Annotated in this window: 14 protein-coding genes; 8 read left to right on the top strand and 6 right to left on the bottom strand. The window is 49.8% G+C overall.

Annotated features, from left to right (window positions below):
• Positions 1 to 119: 119 nt before the first annotated feature.
• The 3 genes from D6024_RS12455 to D6024_RS12465 all read right to left on the bottom strand — a co-directional run bounded on the left by D6024_RS12455 (position 120) and on the right by D6024_RS12465 (position 2,934).
• Positions 120 to 542 carry an SH3 domain-containing protein gene (locus D6024_RS12455; RefSeq protein WP_121354961.1) on the bottom strand — a complete coding sequence of 141 codons (423 nt, stop codon included), beginning with the start codon at positions 540 to 542 and terminating at the stop codon, positions 120 to 122.
• 5 nt (positions 543 to 547) lie between these two features.
• Positions 548 to 877 carry a hypothetical protein gene (locus D6024_RS12460; protein WP_121354962.1) on the bottom strand — a complete coding sequence of 110 codons (330 nt, stop codon included), beginning with the start codon at positions 875 to 877 and terminating at the stop codon, positions 548 to 550.
• An 83-nt stretch (positions 878 to 960) separates the two neighbouring features.
• Positions 961 to 2,934, bottom strand: a complete 1,974-nt coding sequence (locus tag D6024_RS12465) for an ABC-F family ATP-binding cassette domain-containing protein (protein WP_121354963.1) — start codon at positions 2,932 to 2,934, stop codon at positions 961 to 963.
• Positions 2,935 to 3,153: 219 nt separating this feature from the next.
• On the opposite strand from D6024_RS12465, the gene D6024_RS12470 reads away from it, so the two are divergent.
• The 3 genes from D6024_RS12470 to D6024_RS12480 are packed head-to-tail and all read left to right on the top strand — an operon-like array spanning position 3,154 to position 7,739.
• The gene (locus D6024_RS12470; RefSeq protein WP_162944735.1) at positions 3,154 to 3,771 is read left to right on the top strand and encodes a DUF3347 domain-containing protein; all 618 of its coding nucleotides are present in this window, start codon (positions 3,154 to 3,156) and stop codon (positions 3,769 to 3,771) included.
• Positions 3,768 to 6,116: a TonB-dependent receptor gene (locus D6024_RS12475; protein WP_121354965.1), complete on the top strand. Its 2,349-nt coding sequence runs from the start codon at positions 3,768 to 3,770 to the stop codon at positions 6,114 to 6,116. The genes D6024_RS12470 and D6024_RS12475 overlap by 4 nt, the downstream gene beginning before the upstream one ends.
• A 51-nt stretch (positions 6,117 to 6,167) precedes the next feature.
• Positions 6,168 to 7,739 (top strand): M28 family metallopeptidase, encoded by a 1,572-nt coding sequence (locus D6024_RS12480; protein ID WP_121354966.1) that lies wholly within the window; start codon positions 6,168 to 6,170, stop codon positions 7,737 to 7,739.
• Positions 7,740 to 7,899: 160 nt separating this feature from the next.
• Here D6024_RS12480 and D6024_RS12485 read toward each other — a convergent pair whose 3' ends face one another.
• Together D6024_RS12485 and D6024_RS12490 are read right to left on the bottom strand one after the other, a co-directional pair.
• On the bottom strand, positions 7,900 to 8,946 hold the full coding sequence (locus D6024_RS12485; protein ID WP_162944736.1) for a hypothetical protein: 1,047 nt from the start codon (positions 8,944 to 8,946) through the stop codon (positions 7,900 to 7,902).
• Positions 8,947 to 9,084: 138 nt separating this feature from the next.
• Entirely contained in the window at positions 9,085 to 10,182 is a 1,098-nt protein-coding gene (locus D6024_RS12490; protein WP_121354968.1) for a hypothetical protein, read from the bottom strand.
• Between the two features lie 76 nt (positions 10,183 to 10,258).
• Here D6024_RS12490 and thrS point away from each other — a divergent pair, with 76 nt between their 5' ends.
• From thrS to lepA, 4 genes are all read left to right on the top strand, one after another.
• Positions 10,259 to 12,202: a threonine--tRNA ligase gene (gene thrS / locus D6024_RS12495; protein WP_121354969.1), complete on the top strand. Its 1,944-nt coding sequence runs from the start codon at positions 10,259 to 10,261 to the stop codon at positions 12,200 to 12,202.
• A gap of 205 nt (positions 12,203 to 12,407) precedes the next feature.
• Positions 12,408 to 13,013 carry a translation initiation factor IF-3 gene (gene infC, locus D6024_RS12500; RefSeq protein ID WP_121354970.1) on the top strand — a complete coding sequence of 202 codons (606 nt, stop codon included), beginning with the start codon at positions 12,408 to 12,410 and terminating at the stop codon, positions 13,011 to 13,013.
• Positions 13,014 to 13,125: 112 nt separating this feature from the next.
• Complete coding sequence (locus D6024_RS12505; RefSeq protein ID WP_121355357.1) at positions 13,126 to 13,470, top strand: MmcQ/YjbR family DNA-binding protein; 345 nt, start codon at positions 13,126 to 13,128, stop codon at positions 13,468 to 13,470.
• Positions 13,471 to 13,611: 141 nt separating this feature from the next.
• A complete protein-coding gene (gene lepA, locus D6024_RS12510; protein WP_121354971.1) occupies positions 13,612 to 15,399 on the top strand; it encodes a translation elongation factor 4 in 1,788 nt (595 codons plus the stop codon).
• A gap of 129 nt (positions 15,400 to 15,528) precedes the next feature.
• Here lepA and D6024_RS12515 read toward each other — a convergent pair whose 3' ends face one another.
• Entirely contained in the window at positions 15,529 to 16,572 is a 1,044-nt protein-coding gene (locus D6024_RS12515; protein WP_121354972.1) for a hypothetical protein, read from the bottom strand.
• 210 nt (positions 16,573 to 16,782) lie between these two features.
• On the opposite strand from D6024_RS12515, the gene D6024_RS12520 reads away from it, so the two are divergent.
• Positions 16,783 to 20,277, top strand: coding sequence for a hypothetical protein (locus D6024_RS12520; RefSeq protein WP_240410021.1), 3,495 nt, complete (start codon positions 16,783 to 16,785; stop codon positions 20,275 to 20,277).
• Positions 20,278 to 20,556 lie beyond the last annotated feature (279 nt).

Consider the following 20,556-nt stretch of genomic DNA (forward strand, 5'->3'; position numbering starts at 1 on the left):
AATGGTCAATGGTGAATAGTGAATACAGAACCGGCTTACTCACCATTTTTACTTGGATCAGTGAGATGCTTCACAACAATCTGCAATAACAAAAAAGCGCCTTGCGGCGCTTTTTTCGACTAGGTCAATGGCGAAAGATATTGGGCATACGAATACCCTTCTTCGCCGTCTTTCGTTTTGATCTGCCACCACTGGTCGTCAGATTTGCTCACCAGTGTCACGATCTCGCCATGAGCGGCCTTGCCAACAATCGGCTGGTCGGTGCCCGGTCCTTTACGGATATTAAGGTTGGAACTGGCTGTGGTTACTTTTGCCTGCTGGCCGGCCTGCATGTTGGCTACGGTCACGTTCATCACCAGGTCATTTGCCCTGAAATCGGGATCGATTTTTTCGTAGATCGCCCACATTTCGTTTTTGGCGGCACCATTCGGTGCCACACCATCCACATACAATACGTTGTTTTGTTCGCGAACCTGCAGGTTGCTAACACTTGACGACTTTGCAGCGTTAATCAGTTCTGCATATTTATCCTGGAGTGCCATAACGATTATTTATAGTTTAAGTTATTGACCACCTGTTTGGGACGCAGGGCGTCGAGCGACTGCTTCAGGTTCATGTAGCGGTCTTTTTCAATTGACCCTGTCAGCGTAATGACGCCATCGTTGACCGTTGCCGTTACGCCAGGGTAATCTTTTGTTGCGTCAGCCACGCCTTTGCGGAGTTGCTCATCACCCGAAATTTCGACGGGGGCGGTGGGTGCCGTTGTCGTCGTAGTGGTTGTGGTGGTGTCGGTAGCGTTGCTGTCTTTTTTCCCTTTGCAGGAATAGCCGCCGGCAAGCAGGAGGGCTGTTCCGAAAATCCAAAGAAAATTTTTCATGTTGCAGAATTGGGTTTGAAAAATTGATAACCCGGTAAGGCATACAACTCTCATACCACCATCATGCTCCTGGCAATCACCGGTCAGGACCCCAGCAACTGCTCGTCCAGGGAGATCATCTTTTCAAAAACAACCTCGTATTCTTTCGAAGCTTGCGCCAGCTTTGCTACCACATCTTTGTACAAGGCTTCGGTCTTCTTAAACTCTTCGCCGTTGGAATAGGTTTCGGGATGGGACAATTTTGCTTCCAGCTCTGCCTTTTTCGCATTGAGTTCTTCCACCTCTTTTTCAAGCTTTTGAAACAGCCGCTGCTGTTTTTGGACTTCTTTCTGCAAGCCCGATTTGTCGGATTTTGAAACCGGTTTAGCCGGATTGTTCGCCGGTATATCTTTTTCTTTTTTCGGCACCTCCTGGCTGCGCACTGCCACTTGCGGACTGCCAGCTTCTTTCTCCCTTGCCGCCATCCGCTCGTTCCACTCGACCCACTCGGTATAATTGCCCTTGAATTCTTTGATTTCCTTGTCTTTGATCTCCCAGATCTTGTTGGCAATCTTCGAAATAAAGTAACGGTCGTGGCTGACCAGGATGATCGTGCCTTCGTACCGGTTGAGCGCATCGATCAGCAGCTCGGTGGAGTGCAGGTCGAGGTGGTTGGTCGGTTCATCGAGCAGGAGGAAGTTGGCTTTGCTGACAATGGTTTTGGCCAGGGCCACCCGTGCTTTCTCACCACCGCTCAATACTTTGATTTTTTTGTCGACATCATCGCCGCTGAACAGAAAGCAGCCCAGGAGTGTGCGGAGTTCAAGATCCGTTTTCTGTGCCCTTGCCGTATGCATTTCTTCCACCAGCGTATTATTCAGGTCGAGTGATTCCAACTGGTGCTGCGCATAAAATGCTTCGTCGATGTTGTGTCCCCATTTCCGTTCGCCTTCAACCGGCTCCGTACCGGCAATGATGCGAAGCAGCGTGGATTTTCCTTTTCCGTTGGCACCAATGAGGGCGATCTTGTCGCCCCGCTCAATTTCGGCCGAGGCGTTTTCGAGAATGTCAATATTTTTAAAATGCTTCGACACCCCTTTCAGTTCCACAAGCACTTTACCGGGTATTTTGTCCACGCTAAAATTGATGCGGATGTCTGGCCGTTCCAGCGCCACGTCTTCGATGCGATCGAGCTTATCGAGTTTCTTCATGATGCTTTGCGCCATGGCCGCCTTGCTGGCTTTTGCCCTGAAGCGTTCGACCAGCCGTTCGTTTTGCCGGATGTAATCCTGCTGGTTTTCGTAGGCCCTTTGCTGGATGGCAATGCGCTCAATCTTTTCTTTCTCGTAAAACTCGTAGTTGCCATTGTAGATGTGCAGTTCCCGCTGGTAAAGCTCAACGATCTTTTTCACCATCCGGTTCAGGAAAAACCGGTCGTGGCTCACCATAACCACGGCACCCTTGTAGTGCGTCAGGTATTTTTCCAGCCATTCGATGGACGGAAGGTCAAGGTGGTTGGTCGGCTCATCGAGCAAAAGCAGGTCGGGTGCCTGTAAGATCATCTTGGCCAGGAGCACCCGCATGCGCCATCCCCCGCTGAATTCGCGATAGGGGCGGCTAAGGTCGGCGTTCGAAAAGCCGAGTCCCTGCAACACTTCTTCTGTTTTGTGCTCGATTTCGTAGCCACCTGCCTCCTCAAACTCGTGAAGCTTGTGACTGTATTCAAGCAGCAACTCCTCCGACGTATCGGTTTCCAGTTTTTTGGTCAGTTCGTCCAGTTCTTCCTGAACTTTTTTTGCCCTGTCAAATGCATGCAGGGCGACCTGAAGAATCGATTCGTTGGTGTCAAAGCTCAGGAGATCCTGGTGCAAATAACCAATCGAGGTATTGCGGCTGCGCTCCACAGTGCCCCGGGAGGGCAGGTATTCACCCACCAGCAATTTGAGCAGGGTTGATTTTCCCGTGCCGTTATAGCCTACAAGGCCAATCCGTTCAGCAGGGTGTATATGCCATGTAGCATCTTCCACAATGGTTCGGGCACCAAATTCAAACGTCACATTTTGTAAACCGGCGAGCATGTCGTAATACGGGTTTGTTTTATAGTTTATTCATTTCCGGGAAGGCGTTCGCGATGCAAAGGGAAACTGCAACGAATTGCAGGCTCCTGACCATCCACCTTCCTCGAAGCCTGCAAAGGTGTCGAAGTTTTTTCGAAATCAATGTCCGCCAACGTTCAATTCTGTGAAAAGCTTTCCAAAATCGATCGATCCCGAAGTAGCTTTGGCAAAAATTCTTTCATGCGTCCGATTTTCATTTTTCTTCTCCTGGCCGGCGTATTGATCCTTGCCTGGGTATTTCTTGCCCGTCCCGGGAAAAAGCAGGAATCTGCCAAACAGGAAGCCATCACCGTCAGTAAACACAGTGCCGGGTTCAACAATTCCATCGCACCGGTGTTAACTGGTTACAACAAGCTGGCTGAAAACTTTGTTAACTGGGACTCGGCTGCATCGGCCGCTACGGCGAAGCAACTGTTTGATGATTTCGGGAAGGTGAACATCGAAGAATTAAAAAAAGACTCTTCGGGCATTTACGAGACAGCCGTTGCATTTATGGATAACGCCAGGGGCGACGCACAAACGATCGCAGGTGAAAAAGGAATCCGGCTACAACGCGAAGCGTTTAATTCATTAACCGATAATTTTTACCAGTTTCTGAACACGGTGAAATACGACGGCGCAAAATTATTCTTACAGGAATGTCCAATGGCTTTCGACGATACAAAACCCGGGCTTTGGCTAAGCGAAAAAGAAGCGATTCGCAATCCTTATATGGGTTTGCATCATCCCACCTATGGCAAAGCCATGCTGTCGTGCGGCGAAACAAAAATCAAATTGAACAATACTTCCAGGGAATGAATCGGATCTGGGCCGGCGTGATTTTGATCCTGGCAGGACTGGCATCGAACGCACAAACCAAATTTACCCTTAACGGATACGTAAAGGACAGCCTGAGCGGCGAATCGGTGATTGGCGCCACCGTCGCCCTGAACGGCAGGACGGTCCTGAGCAACCAATATGGATTTTACTCCCTCACAGTGGACTCGGGAATGGTGGAACTCTCGGTTTCCCATGCGGCTTATGCCACCTATTCCCAGCAGATGCAGCTTTTCGCCAACCGGCAACAAAACATTTATCTTCTCCCGCGGTCGGCAGCGTTGAATGAAGTGGTGGTTTACAGCCGCCGGCGCGATGTGAATGTACGCAACGCCCAGATGGGAAAAATTGACCTTTCGATCAACCAGATCCGCAATGTACCGGCCCTTTTGGGAGAGGTGGATATTTTAAAGGCCATTCAGCTACTGCCAGGCGTACGCAATGCGGGAGAAGGCAATGCCGGCTTTTATGTACGGGGCGGCGGACCCGATCAAAACCTGATCATGCTCGACGATGCCGTGGTGTACAACACCGGCCACCTGTTTGGCTTTTTTTCCGTTTTTAACGCAGACGCTATCAAGAATACCTCTCTGATTAAAGGTGGCATGCCGGCACAGTATGGTGGCCGTCTTTCATCGGTGCTGGACGTGCAGATGAAAGACGGGAACAGCAACCAATTTACCGCGGAGGGTGGCATCGGGTTGATTGCGTCCCGATTTTCGGTACAGGGCCCGCTGAAGCGTGACAAAGCGTCCTTTATGCTGTCGGCCCGGCGAACCTATGTAGACGCCTTGGCAAAACCCTTTGTGAAGAAAGAAAGCAATTTTTACGGGTCGGGCTATTATTTCTATGACCTCAATGCAAAGCTCAACTACCGGTTTTCCGAAAAGGACCGTCTTTTTTTAAGCGGGTATTTCGGCCGCGACGTTTTTTCCTTTCAAAATGCCAAGCTCCAGTTCAAGGCCAGCATTCCCTGGGGAAATTCAACAGGGACGCTCCGGTGGAACCATGTCTTCAACCGGAAATTGTTTGCCAACACCACCGTGGTGTACAACGACTACAAATTTTTATTCGATGCGGCGCAGAACAATTTCGAGATCCGCCTGGCTTCGGGCATCCGCGACGGATCGGCCAAAATCGACTTTGATTATTACCCGTCGGGGGCGCACAAGGTCAAATTCGGCGGTCTGTTAACCTACCACAAGTTCATTCCGAACGTTACCTCGGGACGCCAGGACAGCGTTATTTTTCAACCCAGCAACACCGGCGAAAAAAGAGCACTGGAAACAGCCCTCTATCTCCAGGATGACTGGGACCTGGGCGAGAAACTGAAATTGAATTACGGCCTCCGTTGGAGCAGTTTTACGCAGGTGGGGCCTTACACGAAATATGTGCTGGACGACAACCAGAATAAGTTGGACAGTACCGTTTACGGCGGCCTGCAGCCGGTGAAAACATATGGCGGTTTGGAACCCCGCCTGACGGTGCGTTACAGCATCGACAAAACCACATCCATCAAAGCATCGGTAACCCGTAACCTGCAGTACATTCACCTCGTTAGTAATGCAGGCACCACGCTGCCAACGGATTTATGGGTGCCCAGCACCTTTCGTGTGCAACCGCAGAAAAGCTGGCTGTATGCGGCCGGCCTGTTTAAAAATTTTGGCGATAACGAATACGAGACCTCTGTCGAAGGTTATTACAAGTCCATGCAAAACCAAATTGAATACCGAGAAGGGTACACACCGTCCCTTCGCGACCCGGAGGAGGAATTTGTGTTTGGCAAGGGCTGGAGTTACGGGACCGAGTTTTTTATAAACAAGACACACGGCCGGGTGACCGGCTGGATCGGCTACACGCTTTCCTGGACATGGCGGCGGTTTCCGCAGTTGAACGAGGGGGTGAAATTTCCCGCCAAATACGATCGCCGCCACGATCTGTCGTTCGTTGCCAGTTATGAAAAAAGCCACAAGTGGAAATTCGGTGCCGTGTTTGTTTATGCCACCGGCAATGCAACCTCGCTGCCACAACGGTTTTACATCATCAACGGCACACTGACGCAGGAATACAGCAACATCAACCAGTACCGGCTGGCGCCTTACCACCGGCTCGATCTTTCCGCAACGCTGACACCGGAGCCGAAGCCTGGCAAAAAGCTGCATAGCTATTGGGTGTTCAGCATCTACAACGTTTATAGTCGGGCCAATCCCTATTTCATTTATTTCAGCCAGGAAGGCAGTCCCTACAACGGCACTTTAAAAGTGCAGGCTAAACAGGTTTCCCTTTTCCCGATCTTACCTTCGGTTACCTGGAACTTTCGATTTTAAGGTTGATTAACTTTAAATCGCTTTATATCTGCAAAACCAAAAAATAAATACATGAGAAAATTTTCGCTGCTTGCGTTGGCCAACCTTTTTTTCTGTGCTGCCTTTGCGCAAAAAGAAGGAGACGAAGCGTTCATTAACAAGCTTAAAGAGGAAGGCTTTCAGCATTCCCAGGTGATGGATCACGCTTTTTATCTGACCGATGTGAATGGGCCACGCCTGACAGCCTCGCCGGGTTTTATGCGGGCCGCAACCTGGGCCAAGCAAAAACTGGAAAGCTGGGGACTGCAGAATGTGCAGATCGAATCGTGGGGAGAATTTGGCAAAAGCTGGCAGCAGGAGCGTTGCTATGTGGCCATGACCAAACCATATTATGTTCCGCTCATGGCGCAGTCTGTTGCATGGGCAGGCAGCACGCCGGGAAACAAAATCACGACAGCGGATATTGTTCTCGTCAAAGCCAAGGATTCAGTGGAATTGATGCAGTATGCCGGCAAGCTGAAAGGCAAGGTGGTGATGATGTGGCGGCCCGACACGTTGAAAATGGGCTTTAAAGCAGATGCCAATCGCTTCTCCGATGAAGAGTTGGAAAAAATGGCAAAAGCAGAACCGGCACAGCCTCGCCAGGGACCCCGCCAGGGAAACCCGTCGATGCTGCAGGCCTTCCGCGACAGGATGATCATGACCCGTGTATTCAATAACCTGGCCATCCAGGAAAAACCGGCGCTTATTATCAGTATGGGCCGCGGGACAGAAGGAACCATCTTTGTGCAGGGCGGAAGCAACTATAAAAAAGAGTCCCCCCTGGGACCTGCCAATGTCACGCTGTCGAGCGATGACTACCTGCGCCTGCAGCGGCTCGTGAATGCCGGCATCCCGGTGGAACTCGAAATGGATGTGCGGACAAAGTTTTCTGACAAGGACCCGAACGGTTACAACGTGATCGCAGAAATTCCCGGTACAGATCCGAAACTGAAAGATGAAGTGGTGATGCTGGGTGCCCACCTCGACTCTTGGCAGGGTGCAACTGGCGCAACCGACAATGCAGCTGGTAGTGCTGTTATGATGGAGGCTATGCGCTTGTTGAAACAGTCCAACTTCAAGCCGCGGCGTACCATCCGCATTGCGCTGTGGGGTGGGGAAGAGCAGGGCCTGTTCGGTTCACGCAATTATGTAAAAACGCATGTTGGCGATCCTGCAACCATGCAATTGCAACCGGCACAGGAAAAAATATCTGCCTATTACAACGTCGACAACGGCACGGGCAAGATCCGCGGTGTTTACCTGCAGGGCAACGAAGCCGTGCGCCCCATTTTTGCAAAATGGCTGGAACCATTTAAAGAGCTTGGCGCTTCAACACTGACCATTTCTAACACCGGCGGTACAGACCACCTTTCGTTTGATGCCGTTGGCGTACCAGGTTTCCAGTTTATCCAGGATGAAATCGAATACGACACCCGTACGCACCATAGCAACATGGATACATACGATCACCTGCTGCCCGAAGACCTGAAGCAGGCTTCCACCATCGTTGCCGCTTTTGTTTACAACACATCGCAGCGTGATGAAAAACTGCCGCGAAAAGAATTGCCAAAGCCGCGGGGTGAGGGAAGGGCTGCATTCTGATAGCCTTCGCCTGTTAATGGGATATTGGGATAATTGGATATTGAAATATTCTCGGCCTTTAATTCCACACTATTACAAAATCTGGCTACCAAGCCAAAACGGGTATAAAACGAAAAAAGGAAGCATCAGTGCTTCCTTTTTTCGTTGTTGTTTCTTCGAATCAGTGGTGATCGACCGCCTGTTCAAACACATATTTCACTTTGCGGCTGTCGTTGACGTCTTTGTAAAAATCATCAATAAAATCAACCATTTGCTGGCGGACTTTTTTGTCCAGCATTTCGAATCCCATGATCCGGGCCGTAAAAAAATCTTTCTTGTCTTTGAAGAGTTGCAGGATCGGCTGCACTTCCTCTTTGGCCCTTGCAAAACCACGGTAGTACCGGTCTGTCACCCGCTCGATCCCGAATTCCGGCTGGGGGATGGCATAAGGCGCATTCACCAAACCGCAATAGTCAAAATCGTAAGGGATAACATAGGGGAGGGAAAGTGAATCTGTCAACATTTGCACAAACCGGATGTTGTGCCGGTTGGGCAGCGACCAGTCCGTATTGCCAATCATGTATTGAAAGATCGACACAAGAGTCATCTGGTTTTTTTCGGTTGCCCCGCCATTGCGCACCGTCTTGCTGTATTCCTTGCAGCCGTTCCGTTTGGCCACATCATCGACGTCCTCAATTAAAAAGCCGAACTGGCTGTAGTCTTTCACCTTGCCCTGTACATCTTTATACGTCATTTTGGCCAGCCGCACATTAAAGCTCATGTCGGTGAGCATATTGTACAATTTGTAAACGAGGTATTCTTTCAGCAGCAACTCTTCATCGAACTTGGAAGAAGAGCAACCACAAACCAGTTTCAGTTTTTTGAGATAACTCAGTTTCGGCGCCTTTGCATTTTTGAAATCAAGCATAATGGACGGCATGATGCATTGCTCCCGCCGGAATTCGCCCCTTGCCGCCAGTTGAATTTCTTCGGTAACCGGCGCCTGCTGCGGAAGCTTCAGTGTTACGGTGGCCGGCTGGTAGACTTTCTTTTCTTTTTTGGATTTGATCCGTTTAAAATCGCTGACCAGTGTGATCTCTACCGGCTCGTCGGAGGTAAAAAAAAGGACCCGTTGCTTGGGCGATTTGATGGCTTTGGCGCTGGTGTCTTGTGCCCAGGAATGGCAGGCAAACAAAGCGAAGGTTAACGTAACCAGGATTTTTTTCATGACAGGAAGTTTGGCGGCAGCAGCCGTATTTTGGTTCAAATTAAACAATCCCACTATTTGAGCCAAAGCTTTTTACAGCAGTGGTAACGAATTGCCGGCAATAGTAGGAAATTCCCGCTTATCGGCCACAGCAGGCATTTACGGGCTGTACCGGAAACGGACCATGGCGTTCTTTTGTTCGGTTGACGTTATGCTGACCTGGTAGCGCTTGTCGCCATCCTGGATAATCATCAGCGACGTGTTGGGCGGGATCCGTCCGAGGTTTTCGGCCACCATGGTAAGCGTATGTTCCGGGTTGCTTTCGTCGATTTTCAGCGTATAGGTGATCGCTTTGTTCGAAAGACGTTTGTTGGCAAGCACCATCGCCCCGTCGAGGTAAATGCTGACCGTATCGTCGTCAATTTCGCCGTTGTCGTAAAGACTGATCACCACCTCTTTGTTGGAGACGGAAATCGTCCGGGTCAATTCATTTTTCCGGTCGCGGATGGTGGTCGGCGTGGAAGGAATTTTTGGTTGAACCGGTTTCGTCGTAACCGATACGTCCGGCTTGTTGACTTCCGGTTGAATGACGGCTGGCTTTTCCACCGGCGTTTTTACGACATCGTCTTTTTTGGGTGCTGGCTTTTTCACCGTCGCTGTTTTTGGCTTCGGCGTTGCTGCAGCCGGTGTTTTCGAAACCGGTTTCCGCGTCAACAATTTCGCCGTGTCTTTCGGAGGTGCTTCCACAGCAGGTTTTTTATTGCGCAGGAATGGTTCTACATAAAAATCCGACGTCGGCACTTTCCGAAGGTGAACGGTGCCACCGCCGCAATCACCACCCCGTTTGACACCCACACCTGCTTCCGTTTTTTCGTACATACTGGTGTAAACGCCATCCAGGAATTCTTCATTGCCGGATTTGGTATAAACCATCCTGCATTTCATGATACAAGCGATCGATCCGCCGGCCATGCGCAGCTCCACGGTTTTGATTTCCTGAACCAGCGCCGCGTTGGTTGCCCTTGTAAAATTGCCGCTAAACGTGGCTTTACCATAAAACCGGGTGTCGAGATACGAGTAGGTTACGCCGGAAAGACTTTTCTTCTTTGATTGGTCCAACTGCACCTCGTATTTGTACTGGTCACCGCTTTCGGTGATGAAATATCCCCGCCAGATACCGGTAAGGTCCTGCGCTATAAGAGGAGAGCCGCCCAAAACAAGCAAAGCGGCGATAAGAAACCGTCCAATTTTCCTCATACAATGTGAAATTAGGAATTCAGTGATTTGCCGACGTGTTGCACTCCGATTGAAATTGTTAATTTTGCCGCTCTTTATGAGTGATCAAATAAAAATAACCTTGCCTGATGGTGCGGTGCGGGAATACCCGAAAGGGACAACTGCACTCGATGTTGCCAAATCGATTTCCGAGGGTTTAGCCCGGAAAGTCTTAGCCGCTGATGTCAATGGACAGGTGTGGGATGCCACCCGTCCGATCCATGACGATGTAGCACTGAAATTGTTAACCTGGGACGACACGAGCGGAAAAAGCACGTTCTGGCATTCGTCTGCCCACCTGATGGCGGAAGCAATCGAAAGCTTGTTTCCGGGTGTCAAATTCTGGGTTGGGCCGCCGGTGGACAATGGATTTTATTACGACGTGGACCTGGGCGACCGTTCCATCTCCGAAGACGACCTGCGCAAGCTGGAAGTAAAGATGGCGGAGCTGGCAAAGAAAAACAGTGCCTATATCCGGAAAGCCATTCCGAAGGCGGAAGCCGTTCAATACTTCACCGAAAAAGGCGATGAGTATAAACTTGACCTGTTACAGGGTCTCGAAGATGGCGAGATCACCTTTTACACGCAGGGCGAATTTACGGACCTCTGTCGCGGGCCGCATCTTCCCAATACCGGTTTTATCAAAGCCATTAAGCTCACCAACATTGCCGGTGCCTATTGGAAAGGCGACGAAAAAAATAAACAGCTCACCCGCATTTACGGTGTGACATTCCCTTCTGCCAAGCAGCTGGACGAATACCTGCAAATGCTGGAAGAGGCGAAAAAACGCGACCATCGCAAGCTGGGTAAAGAACTTGGCATCTTCACTATGGACGATGATGTGGGTCCGGGTCTTCCGTTGTGGATGCCTAATGGTACTGTTATCATTGAAGAACTGGAAAAGCTGGCAAAAGAAACCGAGCAGGATGCCGGTTATAAGCGGGTAGTAACACCGCATATTGCTAAGGAAAGCATGTACCTCACCAGTGGTCACCTGCCGTACTACCAGGACAGCATGTACCCGCCGATGGAACTGGAAGGCGTGAAGTATTACCTGAAATCCATGAATTGTCCGCACCACCACAAGATCTTTGCGGCGGAGCAACACAGTTACAAAGACCTTCCGCTTCGGCTGGCCGAATACGGCACCTGCTACCGTTACGAGCAAAGTGGTGAATTGTTTGGTCTCATGCGGGTGCGCTGCCTCCACATGAACGATGCACATATTTACTGCACCCGCGAGCAGTTTGCACAGGAGTTCAAGGCGGTGAACGACATGTACCTGAAATATTTTAAGATTTTCGGTATAGAAAAATACGTGATGCGCCTGTCGCTTCACGACCCGGCCAAGCTGGGACAGAAATACATTAACGAACCGGAACTTTGGCTGGAAACAGAAGCCATGGTTCGCAATGTGATGACCGAAGCGGGAATCCCGTTTGTGGAAGTGCCGGATGAAGGCGCCTTTTACGGCCCGAAGATCGACGTCCAGATCTGGAGTACGATCGGACGCGAGTTTACGCTGGCAACCAACCAGGTTGATTTTGCACAGGGCCGACGTTTCAAGCTTTCGTTCACCAACCAGGCCAACGAAGCCGAAACGCCCCTGATTATCCACCGGGCACCGTTGGGCACACACGAACGCTTTATCGGCTTTTTGCTGGAACACTATGCCGGTAAGTTCCCTGCATGGCTGTCACCGGTGCAGGTCAAGATCCTTCCTATTTCCGACAAGTTCATGGATTACGCAAAAGATGTTTTGCTGAAATTAAAAAAATGGGATATTCGTGCAGAGATCGACGACCGGAATGAAAAGATCGGTAAAAAGATTCGCGATACCGAGTTGATGAAAGTGCCGTATATGCTGGTCGTAGGAGAGAAGGAAGCCAGTGAAGGCAAAATTTCCATCCGCCGCCAGGGCAAAGGTGACCTGGGCGCAAAAAATGTGGACGAATTTTTGCAGGAACTGGTAGCCGAAGTCAAAGACAGAAGGGCAGATTAATAGTGTCAGTCGAAATCCCGGCGTGTTAAAAAGCTGAAAGGCAGAGCAAGCGCCAGGGAGCACAACGGAAGCCAAAAGCAGCAATGCAGTTCATAACAGAAAGCAAAGAGAACAGAGTGTAAGTTGATAAAACCAGGTGAATGATTGATTAAGCACCGGTTGTTTTCCCTCTTCTCTTTGCTTATTCATAACCTAAAAAACGTAAATGGCATTACCAAACAGGGGCGGATTTAAGCCCGGTGGATTTAGGGGACGGTTTATTCCCCGCAAAGAAGCAGAACACAGAATTAATGAACACATCAGGGTGCCGCAGGTACGTTTGGTGGGTGACAATGTAACAGTTGGTGTTTATCCAACGGATGAAGCCAGGAAGATGGCCCGCGAGCAGGAGCTCGACCTGGTTGAAATTTCTCCGCAAGCCGATCCCCCGGTTTGCCGTATTATCGATTACAACAAGTTCCTTTACGACAAGAAGAAGAAGGAAAAGGAAATGAAGGCCAAGGCGAAGACGACCGAGATGAAGGAAATTCGCTTTACGCCCAATACTGATGACCATGATTTTGATTTCAAATCAAAGCATGCGGAAAGCTTTTTAAAAGAAGGCAACAAAGTAAAAGCCTACGTGCAGTTCAAGGGCCGCGCCATCCAGTTTAAGGACCGGGGTGAACTGTTGCTACTCAAGTTTGCCGACCGGCTGAAAGATTTTGGTCAATTGGAAAGCATGCCCAAGCTGGAAGGCAAGCGCATGCTAGCGATCATTTCGCCCAAGACCGGCAAAAAGCCCAAAGGAGAAGCAAAAGCACAGGCTTAAACACCGAACAATAAACAATCGGCAATTTACAATAGGCAAAATCGCTTTGCTTGTTGCAGATTGCCCACTGAACTTCCTCCGTCTCCAGCGGAGGATTTTTTATTCGAAAGCCATGAACACCGAAACGCTTCGCAACCTCTGCCTGCAGCTCCCGGCAGTCAAAGAAGAAATGAAATGGGAGGCTGACCTCGTGTTTACCGTTGGCGGTAAAATGTTTTGCGTCACTTCGTTTGAAGAGCCGTTCAAAGCCTCGTTCAAAGTGCCGGACGACCTGTTTGAAGAGCTCTGCAACCGCGAAGGTTTTGTTCCGGCACCCTACCTCGCAAGGGCAAAATGGGTAATGGTTTCCAATGCAGCCGGACTTACCAAAACGGAATGGGAGAGCTCCATTCAAAAGAGCTACGAACTGGTCAAAGCGAAACTCACCCAAAAGCAAATCCGGGAGTTGGGTTTGTAAAATCGGCCGGCGCTTTGGCTACCCGTTCTTCACTGGTCGATCGGGCTTGCCGCCCGTATTGTTAAACAAGCCCTTAACATACTGCAAATGCGGTGGCTTTCATGTACCTTTGCTCCCTTCAAAACACGTTGATACAGCAGCATGAAGAATATCCGGAATTTTTGCATTATCGCACACATTGATCACGGGAAAAGTACCCTGGCCGACCGCCTGTTGCAAACCACCAACACCATTTCCGAGCGGGAAATGATGGACCAGGTGCTCGACGACATGGACCTGGAACGGGAAAAAGGAATCACAATCAAGAGCCATGCGATCCAGATCAACTACAAACACAAGAGCGAAAATTATACGCTGAACCTGATTGACACTCCTGGTCACGTAGATTTCAGCTACGAGGTGAGCCGTGCGCTGGCCGCCTGCGAAGGTGCGCTGCTGTTGGTGGATGCCACCCAGGGCATCCAGGCACAAACCATTTCCAATCTTTACCTGGCCATCGACAACGATTTGGAGATCATCCCGGTGATCAACAAAATTGACATGGATGGGGCGATGATCGAAGAGGTAAAAGACCAGATTGTAGACCTGATTGGTTGTAAGCGGGAGGAAATCCTGCTGGCGAGCGGCCGCACAGGCATCGGCATTGAAGGCATTCTGGAAGCCATCGTGGAAAGAATCCCTGCTCCCAAAGGCGATCCGGACGCACCCTTGCAGGCCCTGATCTTTGATTCGGTCTTCAACAGCTTCCGCGGTATCATTGTGTATTACCGGATCCTGAATGGCTCGATCAAAAAAGGACAAAAAGTAAAATTCGTTTCTACCAACCAGGAATATGAAGCCGACGAAGTCGGTATTCTGAAACTGGGTTTGCAACCAAGCGCCGAAGTCAAAACCGGCGATGTTGGTTATATCATTACCGGGATCAAGAATGCGAAGGAAGTGAAGGTGGGCGACACCATCACCGATGCGGTTAACCCGACGACGGAAATGATCAAGGGCTTCCAGGAAGTGAAGCCCATGGTTTTCGCCGGCATCTTCCCTGTCAATACCGATGAATTTGAGGAACTGCGTGATTGCATGGACAAGCTCCAGTTGAACGACGCCTCCCTGACCTTCGAGCTGGAAACATCACAGGCTCTTGGCTTTGGTTTCCGTTGCGGCTTCCTGGGCCTGTTGCACATGGAGATTATCCAGGAGCGGCTGGAGCGGGAATTCAACCAGACGGTGATCACCACGGTTCCAAACGTTAGCTTTATCGCTTACACGACAAAGGGTGAAAAAATTATTGTAAACAACCCGACCGAGATGCCAGACCCGGTGAAGACCGACCGGATTGAAGAGCCGTTTATTAAAGCGCAGATCATTACCAAACCCGACTACATCGGGAACATCATGACGCTTTGCCTGGGCAAGCGGGGCATTTTGCTGAACCAGAGCTACCTGACGCAAACCCGTGTGGAGCTGATCTTCGAAATGCCGCTAACCGAAATCGTGTTTGACTTTTATGACAAACTGAAATCGCAAACCCGCGGATATGCCTCGTTCGATTACCAGCCGATTGGTTACCGTGAAGCCGATATCGTAAAAATGGACATTCGCCTGAACGATGAAAAAGTCGACGCCCTAAGTGCTTTGATCCACCGTGGAAGAGCACAGGATTTCGGTCGTAAGCTTTGCGAAAAACTGAAGGAGCTTTTACCGCGCCAGCAATTCCAGATCGCCATCCAGGCGGCGATTGGTGCCAAGATCATCGCCCGGGAAAACATTTCGGCCATGCGCAAAGACGTGACTGCAAAATGTTACGGTGGCGACATCAGCCGGAAACGGAAGCTTTTGGAAAAACAAAAAGAAGGAAAGAAGCGGATGCGCCAGATCGGAAATGTAGAAGTGCCGCAGGAAGCGTTTTTAGCGGTGCTGAAGCTGGATTAAACGATACTGTCGCAAGAACAATAAACTTAATGGCCATGAAAGGCAACACGATACAAAAAAGCCGGTGATGAACCGGCTTTTTCAATTACGACGCTTAAAGACAATTAATTTTTTACACGGATTCAATGCTTAGGCATTTTTGACTGGCTTCTTCGGCAATGCCTTTGCCGGCGTTTTTGCTGGGACCTTCGCCGGTTTTTCTTCCGTTTTTTCGCCCATGTTTTTCCGGCTTCGGTCGGAGAGTTTTTGTTCGTCCGAGCTGCCCTGTGCGTCTTTTAACGCATCAGGCACAGGCGCCTCGCCATCCTGTAATTTAAACGTGAACACCTTGTCCACGTGCTGCCAGCGACCATTTACCCACTGGAAGCCTTCGTAATCGCCATCCGGCACAAAGGTCCAGGGCAGGTCCGGTTCGTTGGACTCCGAAATCAGGTGGTCCACCAGGATCATGTTTTCATCCTCGTTGTAGTTCATCGTAGTGGATGCTTCTTTTTTGTATTCGATGGCAAAGCGGAATTGCGGCTTGTGTTTGACGCTGTCTTTTTCAAACGTAAAATATTGTTGGGCGCCGAAAACCGGCTGATTTTGCGAATCGAAGGTCAGCACGTCAATCCATTTTTTATTGGTGCGGTAGCTGTTGCCGTCAAAGCCAAACAGCGTGTAGTAGTTTTTACCGTTGTAACTGTTTTGAATGATGTTGTAATATACCGCGCCGATCCAGGTGTTCCTGTTCCGCGTCGAATCCAGCGGATCGTCGGCAAATTCAGAATAATCTTTCAAAGGCGTCAGTTTCAGCGACCCGTCGGAAGTGCGGTATTGAATCGCACCCCGCTGGCGTGAATACGCATAACTGTCCTGGAAATCGAGTTGCCAGGTAAAAATGCGAAACGTGCTGTCGGGAGCATAAAGATGTGAAACGCCCTGGACGGAGTCAAACGGGAAGTAAAACGAATTTTTAACCTGCAGGCTGCGAATCAGCGTTTTGATAAAAAGGCTGTCTTTCCGCATCCGCTCTTCGGTGGCATCGGCCGTGAGAAAGGTTTTGGCCAGCACTTTCAGGGAATCTTCTTTTTGCCGGAGAATACGGGCATCGGCGGCAGCGATGGTTTGCTGCGCAAAAAGAGAATGGCAGAAAAGAAGAAGTACGATGAGTATATAGCCAGGTTTTTTCACGGTTGATCCTTTTGTCTACATGCTAAGAACGGCCAAAAGGCCTAAAAATTTTCCTAAGAGGTTGTTTAAATAATGGTAAGACACCGGCAGGCTGTTAATTTCGCAACGGTGCCCTGTCCCACGACGGCCCATATAGTATGAAAAAGCAATGTTTCCTCCCTTTCCTCGTTAAAAAGTGGCATATTTACACGCTATCCAAATCCTGAGTTGTTGACGCTTTACCGACTTATACCCGTCTTGTGTCTTTTTCTTTTGTCCGTTTTGAACAGCGAAGCGCAAAAACCTGTCAACGGCCCGACGCGGTCGAACCTCCGGATCAAACGGATTTCTCTTACCGTCGATACATTAGCCCTGGATAGCCTGAGTATTGTTCCCGGCACATTTTCCGTTAACGTAGCCGATACAGGCGACTACCGGCTGGATTTTGTGAATGCCGTCCTTTACTGGAAACGCAAACCTGCCGTTGATAGCGCTTCTGTCATTTATCGCGTGTTTCCGCAACGGCTGAATGCGGTTGTGCAGAGACGGAGTTTCGACAGCATCTCCCGCAATTTCACGCTGCAACCGTTTGAATTCAACAAAGGCGAAGCAAGCGAATCGAAAGGGTTGTTTGATTTTGGCAATGTCCAGTACAACGGAAGCTTTGGCCGCCAGCTTTCGTTTGGTAACAACCAGGATGCCGTTGTGAACTCCAATTTCCAGTTGCAGTTAAATGGCATGCTGCGGGACAGCATCGAAATTTCGGCGGCCCTGTCCGATAACAATCTTCCCATTCAGCCCGATGGGACAACCCAGCAGTTGAATGAATTTGACCAGGTCTTTTTGCAATTCAAGAAACGGGGTTGGCAACTCAGCCTCGGCGATATCGATATTCGGCAAAATAGCTTGTACTTCCTCAATTTTTACAAACGGCTGCAGGGCATTTCATTTCAGACCGTCAACCGCCTGTCGCCTTCAGTTCAGTCGACAACGCTGGTCAGCGGCTCCATCGCCAAGGGAAAGTTCAACCGCAACGTTTTCCAGGGACAGGAAGGCAACCAGGGGCCTTACCGGCTTGCAGGTGCGAACAACGAATTTTTCTTCATTGTGCTGGGCAATACCGAACGGGTTTTTTTGGATGGCGAACTGTTGCAAAGAGGCGAGGACCAGGACTACATTATCAACTACAACACGGCAGAAATCACGTTTATGCCGCGCCGCATGATCACGAAAGACAGCCGCATCCAGGTGGAGTTTGAGTATGCCGACCGGAATTTTCTGAATGCGAATCTTTTTGCTAACCAGGAATTGGCCATCAACGATAAATTGCGAATCCGTGTTGGTGCTTTTCAAAACAGCGATGCAAAAAATTCCACCATCAATCAATCGCTCGATGCACGGCAAAAGCAATTCCTGTTCGACCTGGGCGACAGCATTCAGCGGGCCTTGTATCCAACCGCCATACCCGATACGTTTGCGGCCGGCAAGATCCTTTACCAAAAACTGTACGATACGGCCGGCGGCGTCGTGGTCGACTCATTTTACCGCTATTCTGTCAACCCCGACTCGGCCCGCTACTCGCTTTCCTTTACAGACCTGGGGCAGGGCGGCGGCAACTATGTGCCCGATTTTAATGGCGCCAACGGAAAGGTCTACCGGTATGTTGCGCCGCTAAACGGGATCAGGCAGGGCCGTTTTGAACCGGTCGCTATTTTGGTCACGCCGAAAAAGCAACAGGTGATCAGTATCGGCACCGATTTCCAGATCAATAAAAACAACCTGCTGAAAACAGAACTGGCCATCAGCAATTATAACGTGAACACGTTTTCCGCAAAAGACAAAGGCAATGACCAGGGGATTGCGGCCAGGGTGCAATACAATAATACCATTGACCTCTCCACTGCGAAAAAACAGCAGTTGGTGTCTACATTCGATTATGAGCATGTGCAGGACGGCTTTAAGCCCGTCGAACGCTTGCGGGTGGTGGAGTTTTCGCGGGAGTGGGGCCTGCCTTTGCTGCTGTCGGCCGCAACGGAAGACATTTTGCGGTTATCGACTTCTCTGAAAAACACCGGCGGTGCCCTGACCTACCAGTTCATGAACTACCAGCGAAGCGATCGGTACAAAGGCTACCAGAACATGCTGCAGCATTCGTACAATGCAAATGGCTGGGCCATCAACAACCAGGTGGCGCTGACCACATTTCGCACAAGTGCAAGCAACGGAAGTTTCTTTCGCCCGGTAATCGACATGAGCCGGGTCTTTAAAAAGCTGTCTGCCCTGCGTCTTGGCTTTCGCTATGCCCTCGAAAAAAATGAAGTGCGGCAAACCAGCAAAGACACGCTTTCTCCCGTTAGTTTTTCGTTCGACACGTATACCGCTTACCTGCGTTCGGATGAATCAAAACGGAACAAATGGGGTTTGTCTTTTTTCACCCGCTCGGATAAGTACCCAACAGCAACGGCACTTGTTCGAGGTGATCGTAGTTACAACACTTCCCTGCAAATCGAATTGTTGCAAAGCACAAAACACCAGTTGCTGTTCAACACGACCTACCGCGTGCTGAAAGTTTACGACAAATCGGTTTCGAACCAGAACGACGACAAAACCATCCTCGGTCGCACCGAATACATCGTGAATGAATGGAAAGGCCTGCTGACAGGAAATGTTTTATACGAGCTGGGAACAGGGCAGGAACAGCGCCGCGATTTTGCCTACCTGGAGGTGCCGGCCGGCCAGGGCGAATACACCTGGATCGACGCCAATAACGACAGCATCCAGCAGCTCAATGAATTTGAACTGGCCCGCTTCCAGGACCAGGCAAAATACATTCGCGTCTTTACACCAACCAACCAGTTTACCAAGGCCAATTATACCACGTTCAACTACAGCATCAACCTTAACCCGAAAGCGGTTTTTAATGAGAAAGAAAAGCGAAAACTGGCGGCATTTGTCTCGCGGCTGAGCCTTCAATCGTCATTACAGAAAAGCAAGAAATCAATCGCAAACGGCGATTTTGAATTTAACCCTTTCAAATATTCTATTCAGGACACAGCCCTCCTGACCAATTCAACCGCGTTGCTGAATGCTATTTCATTCAACCGGTTTTCCAGCAAATGGGGCATCGATATCAGTAACCTTCGCAATAGCGGCAAAGCGCTTTTGACGTACGGTTATGAAACCCGGCAAACCATTGACTGGACAGGCAAATTGCGATGGAATATTTCGTCTTCACTGACATTCGACGTCAATGGGAAACGGGGAACAAATGCGCTCTATACTCCAAGTTTTGGCAACAGGAATTACGAACTGGCGGTCCAAACCGTGGAGCCACGCCTGGCCTGGATCCAGGGAACGATCTTTCGGGTACAGTCCTCCTACCGGCAGGAATCAAAAAAGAACAAACCGGCCTATGGCGGTGAAACTTCGCTTTCCAATGCCGTGATCCTGGACACGAAATACAATGTGCTCCAAAACAGCAGCATCAACGCAAAATTCACCTACAACAACATTCGTTACGACGTACCGGCCGCAACGAAAAAAAACCTCTCGGTTGAATACATTATGCTGGATGCGCTGCGTCCCGGTTCCAATTATCTCTGGTCACTGGATTTCACCAAGCGCCTGCTGAACAACGTTGAAATCAACCTGCAGTACGAAGGGCGGAAACCTGCAGAAACAAGGACAATCCATGTTGGCCGTGCTGCGATCAGAGCCTTGTTTTAAGGAATACCATTTCCTGTAGGGACAGCATTCTTTTTTGGCCAATTGCGTTCTGAACCCTGAAGAGTGCGACGCAACGGAAGCTTCATGGCTATTCTGTTGCTGGTGCCATAAAAAATATCCCGCTCCTATGGAGCTTCGTTCTCTTTTCTATGAACTTTTTCCATTAACAGGATGCCCCGCTGGGGCACAAGGGAAATGCCGTTGGCGGATACGCCAAACGGCAGCAAAAAGCCTCCATCAAAAAATGATGAAGGCTTTGAAGTATCCTGTAAAGCAAGG

The organism is Flavisolibacter nicotianae (assembly GCF_003628535.1).
Lineage (GTDB): Bacteria > Bacteroidota > Bacteroidia > Chitinophagales > Chitinophagaceae > Flavisolibacter > Flavisolibacter nicotianae.